Genomic DNA, 12,709 nt, shown 5'->3' with positions numbered 1-12,709 from the left:
CTCGCCGCCGGTCTCGACCCCGTTACTGTTATGTGAGGAAGGGACAACATCGAGTACCAATGGCGGATCCTGTCGCGGAGCCGTCGATCGCCGTCGTCGTCGTGACGGCGACCGACGCGACGGTTCCCGACGGACTGCTCGATTCGCTCGGTCGCGCGTTCGACGGCGGCGTCGAGGCCGTCGACGCCGCCGGGCTCGTCGAACGGCTCGACGATGACCGACCGCCGGACGCGGTCGTGTTGGTCGGCGACCTCCCCCCGTCGGCGGAGGTAGCGGAGGTGCTGTCGACGACGAGGGCGTCGGTCGTCGCGTACGCGGAGCGCGCGCCGGATCCGGACCTGCAGTACGTCGACGGCCACGTCTCGCGGGCGGCCGACGCCGATCGGCTCGCCGTGGAGATCGACCGCGCACGCACCGGCGAGACGCGTCGACAGCTTCGGGCGGCGCGCCGGCGGATGACCGAGTTGCACGCCGGAACCGCCGACATCGCGGCCGCCGAGGGCGTCTCGGAGCTGTTCGACCGGACGATCGAGGTGGCGCGACGCGTGCTCGAGTTCGACCACTGCGCGATCGCCGTCCACGAGGACGGCGAGATGGTCGTCCGCGCCCGCTCGGAGAACGCCGACTGGCTCCGGACGCGTGTCGACGTCGAGGAGTCGGTCGGCGGGCGTGCGTTCACGCGCGGCGAGACCGTACACGTCGACGACATCTCGACGCGGGACATCTACGACCCCGACGCCACCGGGTCGGGGATATCCGTCCCGTTCGGCAGCGACGCCGTCTTTCAGGCGATCTCGCGGACCCCGTACGCGTTCGACGAAACCGATCGCGAGCTGGCGGAGCTGTTGGCGACGCACGTCGGGCAGGCGTACGAGCGCCTGCGAGCCCAGGCGAACCTGATGCGCCGCGAACGGGTGATGACGGAGCTTCACGAGGCGGCGCCCCGGCTCGTCGACGCCGACAGCGAGGACGAGCTGTACGAGCTGGTCGTCGAGATCGCCGAACGAGTGCTCGCGTTCGATCGGTCGTGCGTGTACACGGCCGACAGCGAACGGTTCACGATACGCGCAACGACCGACGACAGCCTCCCGAAGGAGCTCTCGCGCGGCTTCGGCGCCATGGAGGTGAGCCACGTCGAGGACCGATCGTTCGTCTTCGACGACGTCTCCGACCACGAGTTCGCGGAGTCGCACGACGGGACGGCGCGTGGGCTCATCTCGGTCCCGTTCGCCGCCGACGCCGTGTTTCAGGCCGTCACCGAGCACGTTGGCGCGTTCGACGACGGCGACCTGGAGTTCGCGGAGCTGCTCACGTCGTACGCGACGGCGACGCGCGAACGGATCCGATCGGAGCGGGCGCTCCGGAACGCACGGCGCGTGACCGAACAGCTTCACGAGGCGACCGCCGACCTCGCGGCCGCCGACGACGAGCGGACCCTGATCGAGCGCGCGATCCGCGCCTCCGAGGAGGTGCTCGAGTTCGACAAGTCGACGATCACGCTCAGGGAGGGAGACAAGCTCGTGCCCAAGGCCGACTCCACGGGCAGCCCACACGACGGCTCCCGGCCGATGGAGCTCGACGAGGGGATCGCCGGTCGGACGTTCCAGACCGGCGAGTCGGTGCTCGTGAGCGACGTGGCGGACGACGACGACGCGGCCCCGGCGCGATCGGAGTACCGATCCGGGCTGTCGGTGCCGATCGGCGATCTCGGCGTGTTTCAGGCCGTCGCAACCGTCCCCGACTCGTTCACCCGTGACGACCTCAACCACGCGGAGCTGTTGATGTCACACGTGGCGGTGTCGCTGCAGCGGGTTCGGGCGCAGGCCGACCTCCGCGCCGAGCACGACCGGCTGTCGGCGCTGTTCGAGAACATCCCCGACGCGGCCCTGTCGTTCGAGTTGGTGGACGGCGAGCCGGTCGTTCGGGAGATCAACTCCGCGTTCGCCGACACGTTCGGCTACGGGGACGAGGTCGTCGGCGAGTCCATCGACGATTTCATCGTTCCCGAGGGGGAGGAGGCGGAGATTCGGGCGGCCGAGTTCAACGAACGGCTCCACGCGGGGGAGAGCCTCCGGAGCGAGTGTCGCCGCGCGACCGCGGACGGCCTGCGCGACTTCCTGATGTACGTCGTTCCGCTGGAGTTGGGCAGCGAGAACGTCGGCGGGTACGCCATCTACTCCGACATCACCGAGCGAAAGGAGCGGGAGCGGGCGCTCCGCCGGCAGAACGAGCGGCTCGACGAGTTCGCCAGCGTCGTCTCACACGACCTCCGCAACCCGCTGTCCGTCGCCGAGGGGTACCTCGAACTCGTCCGGGAGACGGGCGAGCTCGAGCACCTCGACACCGTCTCCGACGCCGTCGAGCGGATGCGCGCGCTGGTCGACGACCTGCTCAGGCTGGCCCGCGAGGGACGCGTCGTCGGCGACACCGAGTCGGTGGACGTGTCGGTCGTCGCCCGCGCGGCGTGGGGGATCGTCGAGACCGGCGACGCGACGCTCGCGGTCGACGACGACCTCGCCGTCGAGGCCGACGGGGACCGCCTCCGTGAACTGTTCGAGAACCTGTTCCGCAACAGCATCGAGCACGGCGGGGACGCGCCGGCCGTCCGCGTGGAGGCGACGCCGACGGGGTTCGCCGTCGCCGACGACGGGCCGGGGATCCCGGCCGACAGCCGCGAGGAGGTGTTCGAGGTCGGCGTCTCCACCATCGATGACGGCACCGGGTTCGGGCTCGCGATCGTTCGCCGTATCGCCGAGGCCCACGGCTGGTCGGTGACGGCGACGACCGGCGAGGACGGGGGTGCACGGTTCGAGTTCGTCACCGGCGACGGATAGCCCTCGGTCGGTCCCCCGACCGGAGCGAGTGTCGCGACGGGGACGGAGCGCTCGACCGCAGTTGCTCGGCCATCCGACGGCGCCCGCGGCTCAGTTCAACGCGATGAAGCGGTAGTTCAACACCGCGGCGAAGCAGACCCAGGCGAGGTACGGGAGCAGGAGCGCCGCCGCGCGGCGGTCGACGCGGGCGAACGCGACGACCGTGCCGGCGAGCAGGACCGCGAGGACGACGACGATCGCCAGCGCCGCCGCGATCCGTTGAAACGCGAAGAACGTCGGCGTCCACGCGACGTTGACCGCGAACTGGAGGACGAACGCGCCGAGCGCGAGCCGGCGCGCTCGCGACGGCTCCGCGCGGACGAGGAGCCACACAGCGACGGCCGAGAGCGTGAACAGCCCCGTCCACACGACGCCGAACAGCCACGACGGCGGGTATATCGCGGGCTTGGTCAGCGCCGCGAACCACGCCGAGTCCGGGCCGCCGACGACGGCCGGAACCGCGCCGGCGACATTGACCGCGAGAACCAGCGCGACGAGCCCGAGGAACCCGTCGAGGCGCTCGTCGAGCCCAGAGATCGGACCGCCGGAGCCGCCGGAGCCGCGGGTCGTCGAGGTGTCGGCCATGCACCTCCGTCCGTCGTCCGGCGGCATAAAACGGTCAGCCAACGAACCGGTTCGTCGGCGGTCGGCCGATTTCGCCCCGATCCCGTCTGCCGTCGACCTCGTTCTCCGCGGTCGACCCCTTCAGGCCTCGGCGACGACCGACTCGATTCGGTCGAGCCCCTCCGCCACGTCGCCCTCGTCCACGTCGAGGTGGGTACACAGCCGGCAGGTGTACTCGCCGAAGGCGTGGAACTTCACGTCGCGCTCCTTGCAGGCGGCCGAGAGTTCCTCGCCCGTCAGCCCGGCGGCCTCGCTGTCCACCATCACGATGTTGGTGTCCGGCTCGGGCGCGGACAGCCCCTCGATGTCGTTCAGCCCCGCCGCGAGGCGGGCGGCGTTGGCGTGGTCCTCCGCGAGCCGGTCGACGTTCTCCAGCGCGCGCAGGCCGGGCGCGGCGATCATCCCCGCCTGCCGCATGGCGCCGCCGAACAGCTTCCGGGTTCGGCGGGCGCGCTCGATGAACTCCTCGCTCCCCGCGAGCACCGACCCGACGGGCGCGCCCAGCCCCTTCGAGAGGCAGAACATGACCGAGTCCACGTGCTCGGTCATCGCCGCGGGGTCGGTGTCGAGCGCGACGCAGGCGTTGAGGAAGCGCGCGCCGTCGAGGTGGACCGGAACGTCCAGTTCGTGGGCGGCGGCGGCCGCCTCGTCGATGTCGGCTTTGGGGACGGCGACGCCGCCGCGGGAGTTGTGCGTGTTCTCCAGACACAGCAGGCCCGTGCCGGGGCGGTGGAGATCCTCCTCGACGTAGCCCTCGCGAACCTGCTCGGGCGTCGGAACACAGCGGTCGCCGCAGTCGAGGATCCGCGGCTGTACCTGCGAGAGCTGCGGGATGCCGCCCAGCTCCCACTTGTACACGTGCGCCTGTTCGTCACACAGCAGTTCCTGCCCGCGGTCGGTGTGCGTGCGGATCGCGATCTGGTTGCCCATCGTTCCCGAGGGGACGTACAGCGCGTCCTCGAAGCCGGCGAGGTCTGCCGCGCGGGCCTCCAACTCGTTGACCGTCGGGTCGTCGGCGTACACGTCGTCGCCGACGGCGGCGTCGCGGGCGGCGTCGCGCATCTCGTCGCTGGGGCGGGTCACCGTGTCCGACCGGAAGTCGATCATACGCGAACCGTCCGCCCGACGAGAGAAATAGGGAGCGGTCGGGGAAGGCGAGCGCGACCCGCTGGACGGCCGCCGATCCCGTCTCCCCGACGGTCGAGGGGACGTCCGAGGGATTCACGGCCCGTGGTCGCGAACAACCGACCAGTGCCTCACGCAGCGAACGGAGACGTTGACCTGTACTACGAAGTCGACGGCGAGGGCGGCGACCGCGACGTCGACGCCGTCGCGTTCTGCGGCGAGATCGGCTACGGACCGTGGCAGTGGGGCTGGCAGCACGCCGCCGTCGCCGGCCCGTACCGGGCGGTCGTCCCCGCGACCCGCGGCACCGGCGACTCCGACGCGCCGCCGGGACCGTACGCGGTCGGTCACCTCGCCGCGGACCTGGACGCCGTACTCGCCGACGCGGGGATCCGCGCGGCCCACGTCGTCGGCGTCGGCCTCGGCGGGATGGTCGCGCTGCACGCGGCGCTGCACTCCCGACGCGTTCGGAAGCTCGCGCTCGTCGGCACCGCCGCCTACGGCTCCGGGATCGATCCGGACTCCCTGTGGGCGGATCCCGCCGACCCGGCGGCGTTGGAGTCGTCGCTGCGGGCGGCCGTGACCGACGAGTTCCTCGACTTCCAGCCGTCCGTCGTCTCGCGGATCGTCGAGTGGCGCGCCGCCGAGGACGCAGACCGCGACGCCTGGGAGGCCGCGCGGGCGGCCGTTCGCGAGTTCGACGTCGCCGACCGACTGTACGAGGTGTCCAACGAGGCGCTCGTGCTCCACGGGAGCGAGGACGCGGTGTGTCCGCCGACGAAGGGGGAGGAGCTCGCCGAGGGGTTGCCGCGCGGGGAGTTCGTCGAGGTCGACGGCGCGGGCCATCTCGCCAACGTGGAGGCGAGCCGGGAGGTGAACGATCGCGTTCTGGCGTTCCTCGAGGGCGAGGAGTGACTCGTCGGCCGCGTCGCACCCCCGCACTCCACCGCGTCCACGCCTCCCCGGTCCCGAACCCCGGAGGAACTCGGCGATGACACAAACCATTTTAACGAGAGCGCCTCAGCACGTTCAATGACAGGCCTTCGGTTGGCTCTTCTCAACGCCGCCCACGACGGCGCGAACACCGCCCGTAACTTCCGGCGGGAGCTCGACGCCGACCTCGTCGAGTTCGACGCGAACGCACAGCAGCTCCCCGACGACTTCGACTTCGACGGCGTGGTGATCACCGGCTCGCGCTCCTCCGTGTACTGGGACGAGGAGTGGATCCCGCCGCTGGTCGAGTGGACCGCCGAGGCGGCCGAGCACGGCCTGCCCATCCTCGGCGTCTGCTACGGCCATCAGGTGCTCGCCGAGGCGCTCGGCGGCCGCGTCGGCGGGATGGACGACTTCGAGATCGGCTACAACGAGGTCACCCACCACGGCGACGACGAACTGTTCGACGGCATCGACCGCGAGTTCACCGTCTTCACCACCCACGGAGACACGGTCGTCGAGCTCCCGCCGGGCGCGGAGCTGCTCGCGGAGAACGAGTTCGGCGTGCACGCGTTCCGCAAGGGCAACTGTTGGGGCGTACAGTTCCACCCCGAGTACGACATCGAGACCGCCCAGACGGTGAGCGAGGGGAAACGCGACCGCATCGGCGACGACCGGGTCGACGAGGTGCTCTCCGAGATCACTCCCGAGCGCTACGAGGCCGCCTGCCAGTCGAAGACGCTGTTCGACAACTTCACCGCGCACTGCCGCCGCGTCCGCGATGCGGCGTCGGGCGACGGCGTCGAGGCGTGAGCCCCCGTCGGTCGCGGTCACGCTGTCGAAACCCCTATGGCTCGCACCGTCGCATCCGCGGGTATGGCAGTTGTCGACACGCTGATCGACGCCGTCGCCGCGAACCCGGGGCTGACGATCATCCTCGTGGTGCTGCTCGCGCTGGTGTTCGGCGCGTACCTGTTCATCCGCCGGATCGTCGTCAACGTCGCCGAGGGCTACGATCAGGGGCGACAGTGAACGCGTCCGCGGCGGCTCGGGGTGCCGCCGCCCGACGCCGGACCCAACAACGACTTACCCGCGGGGCCTGACGCCCGGGTATGGTCGCAGCCGGCACCCTCGCTACGCTCCTCGTCGCCGCCCTCGCCTCGCTGTTCATGGCGTGGGCCATCGGCGCCGGATCGTCGGGATCGACGCCGTTCGCCCCCGCGGTCGGCGCCAACGCCATCTCGGTGATGCGCGCGGGCCTGATCGTCGGCGTGCTCGGGTTCCTCGGGGCCGTGCTGCAGGGCGCGAACGTCACCGAGGCGGTCGGGAACGACCTCGTCGCGGGGGTGTCGATCACCGCCGCCGCGGCGATCGTCGGGCTGCTCACCGCCGCCGTGCTCGTCGCGATCGGCGTGTTCGCCGGCTACCCGATCGCCACCGCGTTCACCGTCACCGGCGCCGTCGTCGGCGTCGGCCTCGCGCTCGGGGGCGACCCCGCGTGGGGGAAGTACCGCGAGATCGTGGCGCTGTGGGTCGCGACCCCGTTCGTCGGCGGCGGCATCGCCTACGCCACGGCGCGACTTCTGCGCGCGGACCGCGTTCCCGAGCGGATCGCCGTACCGACGCTCGCGGGCCTCGTCGCCGCCCTCGTCGCCAACATCGGCTTCACCGTGCTCGGCCCGCCGGGCGTTCAGCGCTCGCTCGCGGGCGCCGTCGCCGACGCGCTTCCGGCCGTCGGCGTCGGCGGCGTCGACCTCGGCTGGGTCGCCGTCACGGTGGCGTTCGCGATCCTCGTCGCGCTCGCGCTGTTTCGCGACATGACGCTCGACGAGGCCCGCGGACAGCGTCGGTTCCTGCTCGTGCTCGGGGGGCTCGTCGCCTTCTCCGCCGGCGGCTCGCAGGTCGGGCTCGCGATCGGCCCGCTCGTACCGCTGATCGGCGGCGAGGGGTCGGCCGTACAGATCCCGCTGATCGCCGTACTCATCGGCGGCGGGATCGGTCTGCTCGCTGGCTCGTGGACGGGCGCCCCGCGGATGATCAAGGCGCTCGCGCAGGACTACTCCTCGCTGGGGCCGCGGCGCTCCATCGCCGCGCTCATTCCCAGTTTCGCGATCGCACAGACCGCGGTCGCGTTCGGGATCCCGGTCTCGTTCAACGAGATCATCGTCTCCGCGATCATCGGGTCCGGGTACGCGGCCGGCGGCGCCGGCGTGAGCACACGGAAGATGGCGTACACCGTGCTGGCGTGGATCGGGTCGCTGGCGCTGGCACTCGGGATCGGCTACGGCGCGTTCACCGCCGTCGACGCGGTGATTTGAGTCGGGCGAGGCTATACATCGACCACGAGTCCGTCGTGTGCGAACGTCACGTCCTCGTAGTCGGCGCCGCCGGCCAGTTCGGTCAGTTGGGCGTGACTCCACCCGTAGTGGTGGCCGATGTGGCTGAGGAACGCCGCGTCCGGGTCGACCCGACGAACTCTGTCGAGGATCTCCGGATGCGAGAGGTCACCCTCACCGGGCGTGGGATCGCGGTGTCGGTCCCCGTCCGGAGTCCGGGTGAGATACCCCGACTCGAACACGACCGCGTCGAGATCCGCGGGGAGTGACGCCGCCGGGAGGCCACGGGCGTCGTCGGCGACGACCGCGAGCGTCGCGTCGCCGTCGTCGAACAGGAACCCGGTCGCGTCCTCGATCCCCGATCCCGGCTCCAGCGGGTACGGAAGCGCGTCGACCCGCCACCCGTCGGTCCGGAGCGGGCCCGCCTCGTCCCCGTCGAGCAGGTGGAGGTCCACAACCCCCGTATCGACGTAGTGGCCGACGACCCCGACGCTCTCGCGGGCGCGCTCGTACACCGGGCGGGTGGTGACGAGCGTCGGCGCGGTCCGCGCCTTCGCCTCGGAGACCGTCTCCCCGGGTCCGGGATCGGCCGGCCGCATCCCGAGCACGCGGAGTCCGCCCGCGTGGTCGGCGTGCCAGTGGGTCAGGAAACAGTACTCCAGCGATCGGATTCCCGACTCGGACAGCGTTCTCGGCGCGAACTCGGAGGCGTCGACCAGCCCGGCGATCCCGGGGAGGAACAGCTCGGAGCCTCGGCGGGCCACCGGCGGCCCCGTCCGCCTCGCCTCCCGACACAGCCGACAGTCGCAGGTCGGCAGCGGGATCGGCTGGCTCCCGCCGGTACCGAGGAACCGAACGCGCATACCGTCGAATGGTCCGACCGGGACAAAAGCGCTTCCGCCCCCCATCACCCGAGACGGACGCGACTCAGTTCTCCGCCTCGGCGCCGACCTCGGCCTCCTCGTCGTCCGTCGCGAAGTACTCCTCGGTGACGGTGACGCGGGCCCGCATGATCCGGGTGTTGTCGACCTCCTCGATGCGGATCTTCACGCCCTCGTAGTCGATCTCCTCACCCTCCTCGACGAGCCGACCGGCGCGGTTGAACACGAAGCCCGCGAGCGTCTCGAACTCCTGTCCCTCCGGCAGGTCGATCTCGAGCACCTCGTTCACCTCGTCGATGTTCACCTCGCCGCGCACGAGGACGGTGTCGTCGTCGACGAACTCGAACGGCTCCTCCTCGTCGCCCTCGAGGATCTCGCCGACGATCTCCTCGACCATGTCCTCCAGGGTGAGGATCCCCTCGGTGGTGCCGAACTCGTCGATGACGACGACCATCTGCATCCGAGTGTCCTGCATCTCCTCGAGCAGCTCGTCGGCGTTCTTCGACTCGGGGACGTGCAGCGTCGGCTGCACGACGCTCGCGAGGTCGTTGTCCCCCTCGCCGTAGTAGCGAGCGCGGACGAGGTCGCGGATGTTCACGACGCCGATGATGTTGTCCAGGTTGCCCTCGTACACCGGGACGCGCTCGTGGTCGGCCTGCACGCACGTCTCGATCGCCTCGTCGATGGAGGCGTCCTTCGGCACCGCGTTCACGTCGAGCCGCGGCGTCATCACCTCCTTCGCGATCGTCTGGTTGAACCGGAAGATGCGGTCGAGCATCTCCCGCTCCTCCTCCTCGATGACGCCCTCGCGTTCCCCGGTCTGGATCATGTTCTGGATCTCGTCGCGGGTGACGTACGAGGTCTCGATGGCCGACCGACCGCCGGTCACCTTGTTGACGACACGGGTGAGGTAGTCGAAGACGACGATGAGCGGGAAGAGGACGTACTCGGAGAGCTTCAGCGGCTTGGCGATCCGCAGCGCCCACGACTCGGTGTTCTCGACCGCGTAGCTCTTGGGCGCCGACTCGCCGAACAGGAGCACGAGCGCGGTGATCCCGAACGTCGCCGCGACGACCGCCTGCCCCTGGCTCATGTAGATGGCGAACAGGCCCGTCGCGATGGAGGACATCGCGATGTTGACGATGTTGTTGCCGACGAGGATCGTCACCAGCAGGCGGTGGGGGTCGGACTTCAGCTCCTTGACGACCTCCGCGCCGATGCGACCGTCCTCGACGAGCTGTTCGACCCGGTGACTCGCCAGCGAGAACATCGCGATCTCCGAGGAGGAGAAGAACGCCGACAGGCCGATGAGCACGACTATCGCGAGGACGCCACCGACGGTGATCGTGGCGTCGTTGATCGGCACGGCGTTCGCGAGCCCGCCGAACTGCGCGGGCGTGACTACTGGAGCGGATACCGGCGACAAACCCATGCGATACGACGGCTTGACGGTCCCCCGAATTAAGCGTTGTCCTCGGGCGGCGCGGCGGCGTCCGCTCTCGGCTCGACCCTGTCCGCCCCACGCGAGTGTCAGGGCGCCGCGAGCGGCCACGGCGGCACGGACGACGGGAGTGCCGCGGGCGAAGACGTTACCAAACTCGCCGTCGTAGTCGTATCCATGACAACACCCGAGATCACGCTGTATCGGCTTCAGGCGTGTCCCTACTGCGAGCGCGTCGTTCGAAAGCTCAAGGAGCACGGGCTGGAGTACGAGTCGCGGTTCGTCGAGCCGATGCACTCGGACCGGAACGCGGTCGCACGGCTCACCGGCAAGCGTTCGGTGCCCGCGATCCGCGACGAGAACACCGGCGTGACGATGTCGGAGTCCGGCAACATCGTGGAGTACCTCGACAACACCTACGGCGACGCCGCTGCGGGAGGTGCCTGAATGGTCGACTTCGACGTCGTCGAGCTCCCCGAGGCGGATCACGTCGCCGTCGGCGAGGACGCGCCCGACTTCACCCGCCCGCTCGTCGGCGACGAGTACTGGAGCGACACTGCCCTGTCGGACCTCGACGGGCCGATCGCGCTCGTGTTCTTCCCGATGGACGGCGCGTTCCCCGCCACGTACGTCTGGAACGAGATCCGCGACCGCGGGTGGGGCCACGGCGACACCGACGACGTGACCGTCGTCGGCGTCTCCGTCTCCACTCCGTACGAGCACAAGACGTTCATCGAGGAGCGCGAGATGGACTACGAACTGTTCTCCGACCCCTCAGCCGAGGTCGCCGAACAGTACGGCGCGATCCACGACCTCGACGGGATGACGGGGATCCGCGAGCACCGTCCCGCGGTGTTCCTCCTCGACGAGGACCACACGGTCGAGTACGCGTGGGTCGCCGCCGAGTGGCCGGAGTTCCCGGACTACGACGAGGTCGAAGCGCAGATCGAGCGCCTGTAAGGCTCCAATGAACGCCGACGGACCGAATCACGAGCCGGATCGCGAGTCGGACCACGAGCTGACGGACGACGACATCGAGCACGCCGCCGAGGCGATCCGTTCGGGCGAGTCCGTCGTCTATCCGACGGAGACCGTGTACGGCCTCGGCGCCGACGCGACGGACCCGGCCGCCGTCGAGCGCGTGTTCGCGCTGAAGGATCGCCCGCGGGACAAGCCGCTGTCGGTCGGGTTCGGGAGCGTCGACGCGGCGCTGTCGCTGGTTCCCGCGAGCGACCGCGCCGCCCGGTTCACGCGGGGGTTCCTTCCCGGTCCCGTGACCGTCGTCGTCGACCGCGGCGACACGCTGGCGGCGGAACTCACCGACGGCGAGCCGCGGGTCGGGATCCGCGTGCCGGACCACGGGACCGCACGCGCCCTCGCGGATGTGGCCGGACCGATCACCGCGACGAGCGCGAACCGCTCGGGCGCCGGGAGCGTCCGCCGGGTCGCCGAGCTCGATTCCCGGATCCGCGACGGCTGTTCGGTCGTGCTCGACGGCGGCGAGACGGCGGGCGGCGAGAGCACCGTCGTCGATCCCGACCGCGGGGTCATCCACCGGGCGGGTCCGCTGGTCGACGAGATCCGCGAGTGGCTGGCGAGCGAGCCCTGAGTCGGGCGGGGCGCTCGCTCCGGAGCTACAGCCCGATCAGGCTCCGGAGACTCCGTGTTTTCACCCCACAGTTCGACCGATGACGGCAGTCGCGACACTTCGCGCTGCTCGATAGCCTCGCCGGGGGACCGTCCAGCTCCCGAACCGACCGGAGCACCCGTCGGTACGTCCCGGAGCGGCGCACGGACAGCGACACGTCCCTGACGACGCCGTGGGTCGGGTACTCGACGATCGCCCGCCGGATCCGTCGCCCCTCCTGCCACGAGAGCGCGTGCATCGCCGCGACCGCCTTCACCGACTGCGGTTCCCACACTCCCCGCTCGGGCGGGTCACCCGGCGAGACGATCACCGGAACCGGGGGATCGCCGGTCGGGTTCTCGTCGTCGTCGCGCGGTGCGTCCGCGCCGGTCTCGCCGATCACCTTGTGCGCGACGCCGCGGGCGTCCTTCCCGTCGAGGAGGACATGCGTGTCGGTCGGATCCGACAGCGACTCCCAGTCCGCTCGGTCGGCCAGCCGAGCGAGCGCCGCGCGGTACTCCTCGGGCGGGCGATCGATCGGTTCGGCCGCCAGGGCCGCGTCGTCCAGGTCCCGCAACTCGGGATAGCGAAAGGCGAGGTCGATCCGGGCGGTCGCCTCCGGCGGCGGCTCGCGGTCGTCCTCGCGCCGGTCGTAGTACAGTTGGCGCGGGCAGTACGTCGCCGTCGCGAGGTCCGTGAACGACACCTTGTCCCGGGACACGTGAGTGGTGGTTCCGTGTTCGTATTTGAACGTTCGCCGTGGGAAAGAGAACAAGTGGAATGCGGAGGCAGTGCGGAGGCAGTGCAGTCACGGTGCCGTCGCGGAGTCACCTGCGATCCTACCGCGAGCGAGCCAGCCGATAGGCTGG

13 protein-coding genes are annotated in these 12,709 nt (G+C 70.5%); 8 read left to right on the top strand and 5 right to left on the bottom strand.

Annotation, left to right across the window (positions count from 1 at the left end; translation table 11 throughout):
• Window positions 1-59: 59 nt before the first annotated feature.
• Window positions 60-2,834 carry a sensor histidine kinase gene (locus GRX01_RS10205; protein WP_159666697.1) on the top strand — a complete coding sequence of 925 codons (2,775 nt, stop codon included), beginning with the start codon at window positions 60-62 and terminating at the stop codon, window positions 2,832-2,834.
• 90 nt (window positions 2,835-2,924) lie between these two features.
• Here GRX01_RS10205 and GRX01_RS10200 read toward each other — a convergent pair whose 3' ends face one another.
• Together GRX01_RS10200 and GRX01_RS10195 are read right to left on the bottom strand one after the other, a co-directional pair.
• The gene (locus GRX01_RS10200; RefSeq protein WP_159666695.1) at window positions 2,925-3,458 is read right to left on the bottom strand and encodes a TspO/MBR family protein; all 534 of its coding nucleotides are present in this window, start codon (window positions 3,456-3,458) and stop codon (window positions 2,925-2,927) included.
• Window positions 3,459-3,578: 120 nt separating this feature from the next.
• On the bottom strand, window positions 3,579-4,604 hold the full coding sequence (locus tag GRX01_RS10195) for a threonine aldolase family protein (RefSeq protein WP_159666693.1): 1,026 nt from the start codon (window positions 4,602-4,604) through the stop codon (window positions 3,579-3,581).
• A gap of 144 nt (window positions 4,605-4,748) precedes the next feature.
• Between GRX01_RS10195 and GRX01_RS10190 the strand changes: the two genes are divergently transcribed.
• The 4 genes from GRX01_RS10190 (at window position 4,749) to GRX01_RS10175 (ending at window position 7,873) form a co-directional block, all read left to right on the top strand.
• Window positions 4,749-5,537 (top strand): alpha/beta fold hydrolase, encoded by a 789-nt coding sequence (locus GRX01_RS10190; protein ID WP_321168016.1) that lies wholly within the window; start codon window positions 4,749-4,751, stop codon window positions 5,535-5,537.
• A gap of 117 nt (window positions 5,538-5,654) precedes the next feature.
• Entirely contained in the window at window positions 5,655-6,368 is a 714-nt protein-coding gene (locus GRX01_RS10185) for a type 1 glutamine amidotransferase (RefSeq protein ID WP_159666690.1), read from the top strand.
• 63 nt (window positions 6,369-6,431) lie between these two features.
• Window positions 6,432-6,587, top strand: a complete 156-nt coding sequence (locus GRX01_RS10180; protein ID WP_201289569.1) for a DUF7859 family protein — start codon at window positions 6,432-6,434, stop codon at window positions 6,585-6,587.
• An 80-nt stretch (window positions 6,588-6,667) separates the two neighbouring features.
• Window positions 6,668-7,873 (top strand): inorganic phosphate transporter, encoded by a 1,206-nt coding sequence (locus tag GRX01_RS10175; protein WP_159666686.1) that lies wholly within the window; start codon window positions 6,668-6,670, stop codon window positions 7,871-7,873.
• 11 nt (window positions 7,874-7,884) lie between these two features.
• Here the strand turns inward: GRX01_RS10175 and GRX01_RS10170 are convergent, their stop codons facing one another.
• Window positions 7,885-8,754, bottom strand: coding sequence for an MBL fold metallo-hydrolase (locus GRX01_RS10170; RefSeq protein ID WP_159666683.1), 870 nt, complete (start codon window positions 8,752-8,754; stop codon window positions 7,885-7,887).
• Between the two features lie 64 nt (window positions 8,755-8,818).
• Window positions 8,819-10,204, bottom strand: a complete 1,386-nt coding sequence (locus tag GRX01_RS10165; protein ID WP_159666680.1) for a hemolysin family protein — start codon at window positions 10,202-10,204, stop codon at window positions 8,819-8,821.
• Window positions 10,205-10,390: 186 nt separating this feature from the next.
• Between GRX01_RS10165 and GRX01_RS10160 the strand changes: the two genes are divergently transcribed.
• From GRX01_RS10160 to GRX01_RS10150, 3 genes are read left to right on the top strand one after another with little or no spacing between them, the layout of a single operon-like run.
• On the top strand, window positions 10,391-10,660 hold the full coding sequence (locus tag GRX01_RS10160) for a glutaredoxin family protein (protein WP_159666677.1): 270 nt from the start codon (window positions 10,391-10,393) through the stop codon (window positions 10,658-10,660).
• The gene (locus GRX01_RS10155) at window positions 10,661-11,173 is read left to right on the top strand and encodes a redoxin domain-containing protein (protein WP_159666674.1); all 513 of its coding nucleotides are present in this window, start codon (window positions 10,661-10,663) and stop codon (window positions 11,171-11,173) included.
• Between the two features lie 7 nt (window positions 11,174-11,180).
• Window positions 11,181-11,822: an L-threonylcarbamoyladenylate synthase gene (locus GRX01_RS10150; protein ID WP_159666671.1), complete on the top strand. Its 642-nt coding sequence runs from the start codon at window positions 11,181-11,183 to the stop codon at window positions 11,820-11,822.
• 25 nt (window positions 11,823-11,847) lie between these two features.
• Here GRX01_RS10150 and GRX01_RS10145 read toward each other — a convergent pair whose 3' ends face one another.
• Window positions 11,848-12,561 (bottom strand): CRISPR-associated protein Cas4, encoded by a 714-nt coding sequence (locus GRX01_RS10145; protein ID WP_321168015.1) that lies wholly within the window; start codon window positions 12,559-12,561, stop codon window positions 11,848-11,850.
• Between the last annotated feature and the right edge of the window lie 148 nt (window positions 12,562-12,709).

Origin of the sequence: Halobaculum saliterrae (assembly GCF_009831625.1) — an archaeon.
Lineage (GTDB): Archaea > Halobacteriota > Halobacteria > Halobacteriales > Haloferacaceae > Halobaculum > Halobaculum saliterrae.
This window is presented reverse-complemented; position numbering and strand designations above follow the sequence as displayed.

Bases quoted from the DNA above. Each gene is read 5' to 3' on its own strand.
- GRX01_RS10205 (WP_159666697.1), top strand. From the start codon at position 60: ATGGCGGATCCTGTCGCGGAGCCGTCGATCGCCGTCGTCGTCGTGACG.
- GRX01_RS10200 (WP_159666695.1), bottom strand. From the start codon at position 3,458: ATGGCCGACACCTCGACGACCCGCGGCTCCGGCGGCTCCGGCGGTCCG.
- GRX01_RS10195 (WP_159666693.1), bottom strand. From the start codon at position 4,604: ATGATCGACTTCCGGTCGGACACGGTGACCCGCCCCAGCGACGAGATG.
- GRX01_RS10185 (WP_159666690.1), top strand. From the start codon at position 5,655: ATGACAGGCCTTCGGTTGGCTCTTCTCAACGCCGCCCACGACGGCGCG.
- GRX01_RS10180 (WP_201289569.1), top strand. From the start codon at position 6,432: ATGGCAGTTGTCGACACGCTGATCGACGCCGTCGCCGCGAACCCGGGG.
- GRX01_RS10175 (WP_159666686.1), top strand. From the start codon at position 6,668: ATGGTCGCAGCCGGCACCCTCGCTACGCTCCTCGTCGCCGCCCTCGCC.
- GRX01_RS10170 (WP_159666683.1), bottom strand. From the start codon at position 8,754: ATGCGCGTTCGGTTCCTCGGTACCGGCGGGAGCCAGCCGATCCCGCTG.
- GRX01_RS10165 (WP_159666680.1), bottom strand. From the start codon at position 10,204: ATGGGTTTGTCGCCGGTATCCGCTCCAGTAGTCACGCCCGCGCAGTTC.
- GRX01_RS10160 (WP_159666677.1), top strand. From the start codon at position 10,391: ATGACAACACCCGAGATCACGCTGTATCGGCTTCAGGCGTGTCCCTAC.
- GRX01_RS10155 (WP_159666674.1), top strand. From the start codon at position 10,661: ATGGTCGACTTCGACGTCGTCGAGCTCCCCGAGGCGGATCACGTCGCC.
- GRX01_RS10150 (WP_159666671.1), top strand. From the start codon at position 11,181: ATGAACGCCGACGGACCGAATCACGAGCCGGATCGCGAGTCGGACCAC.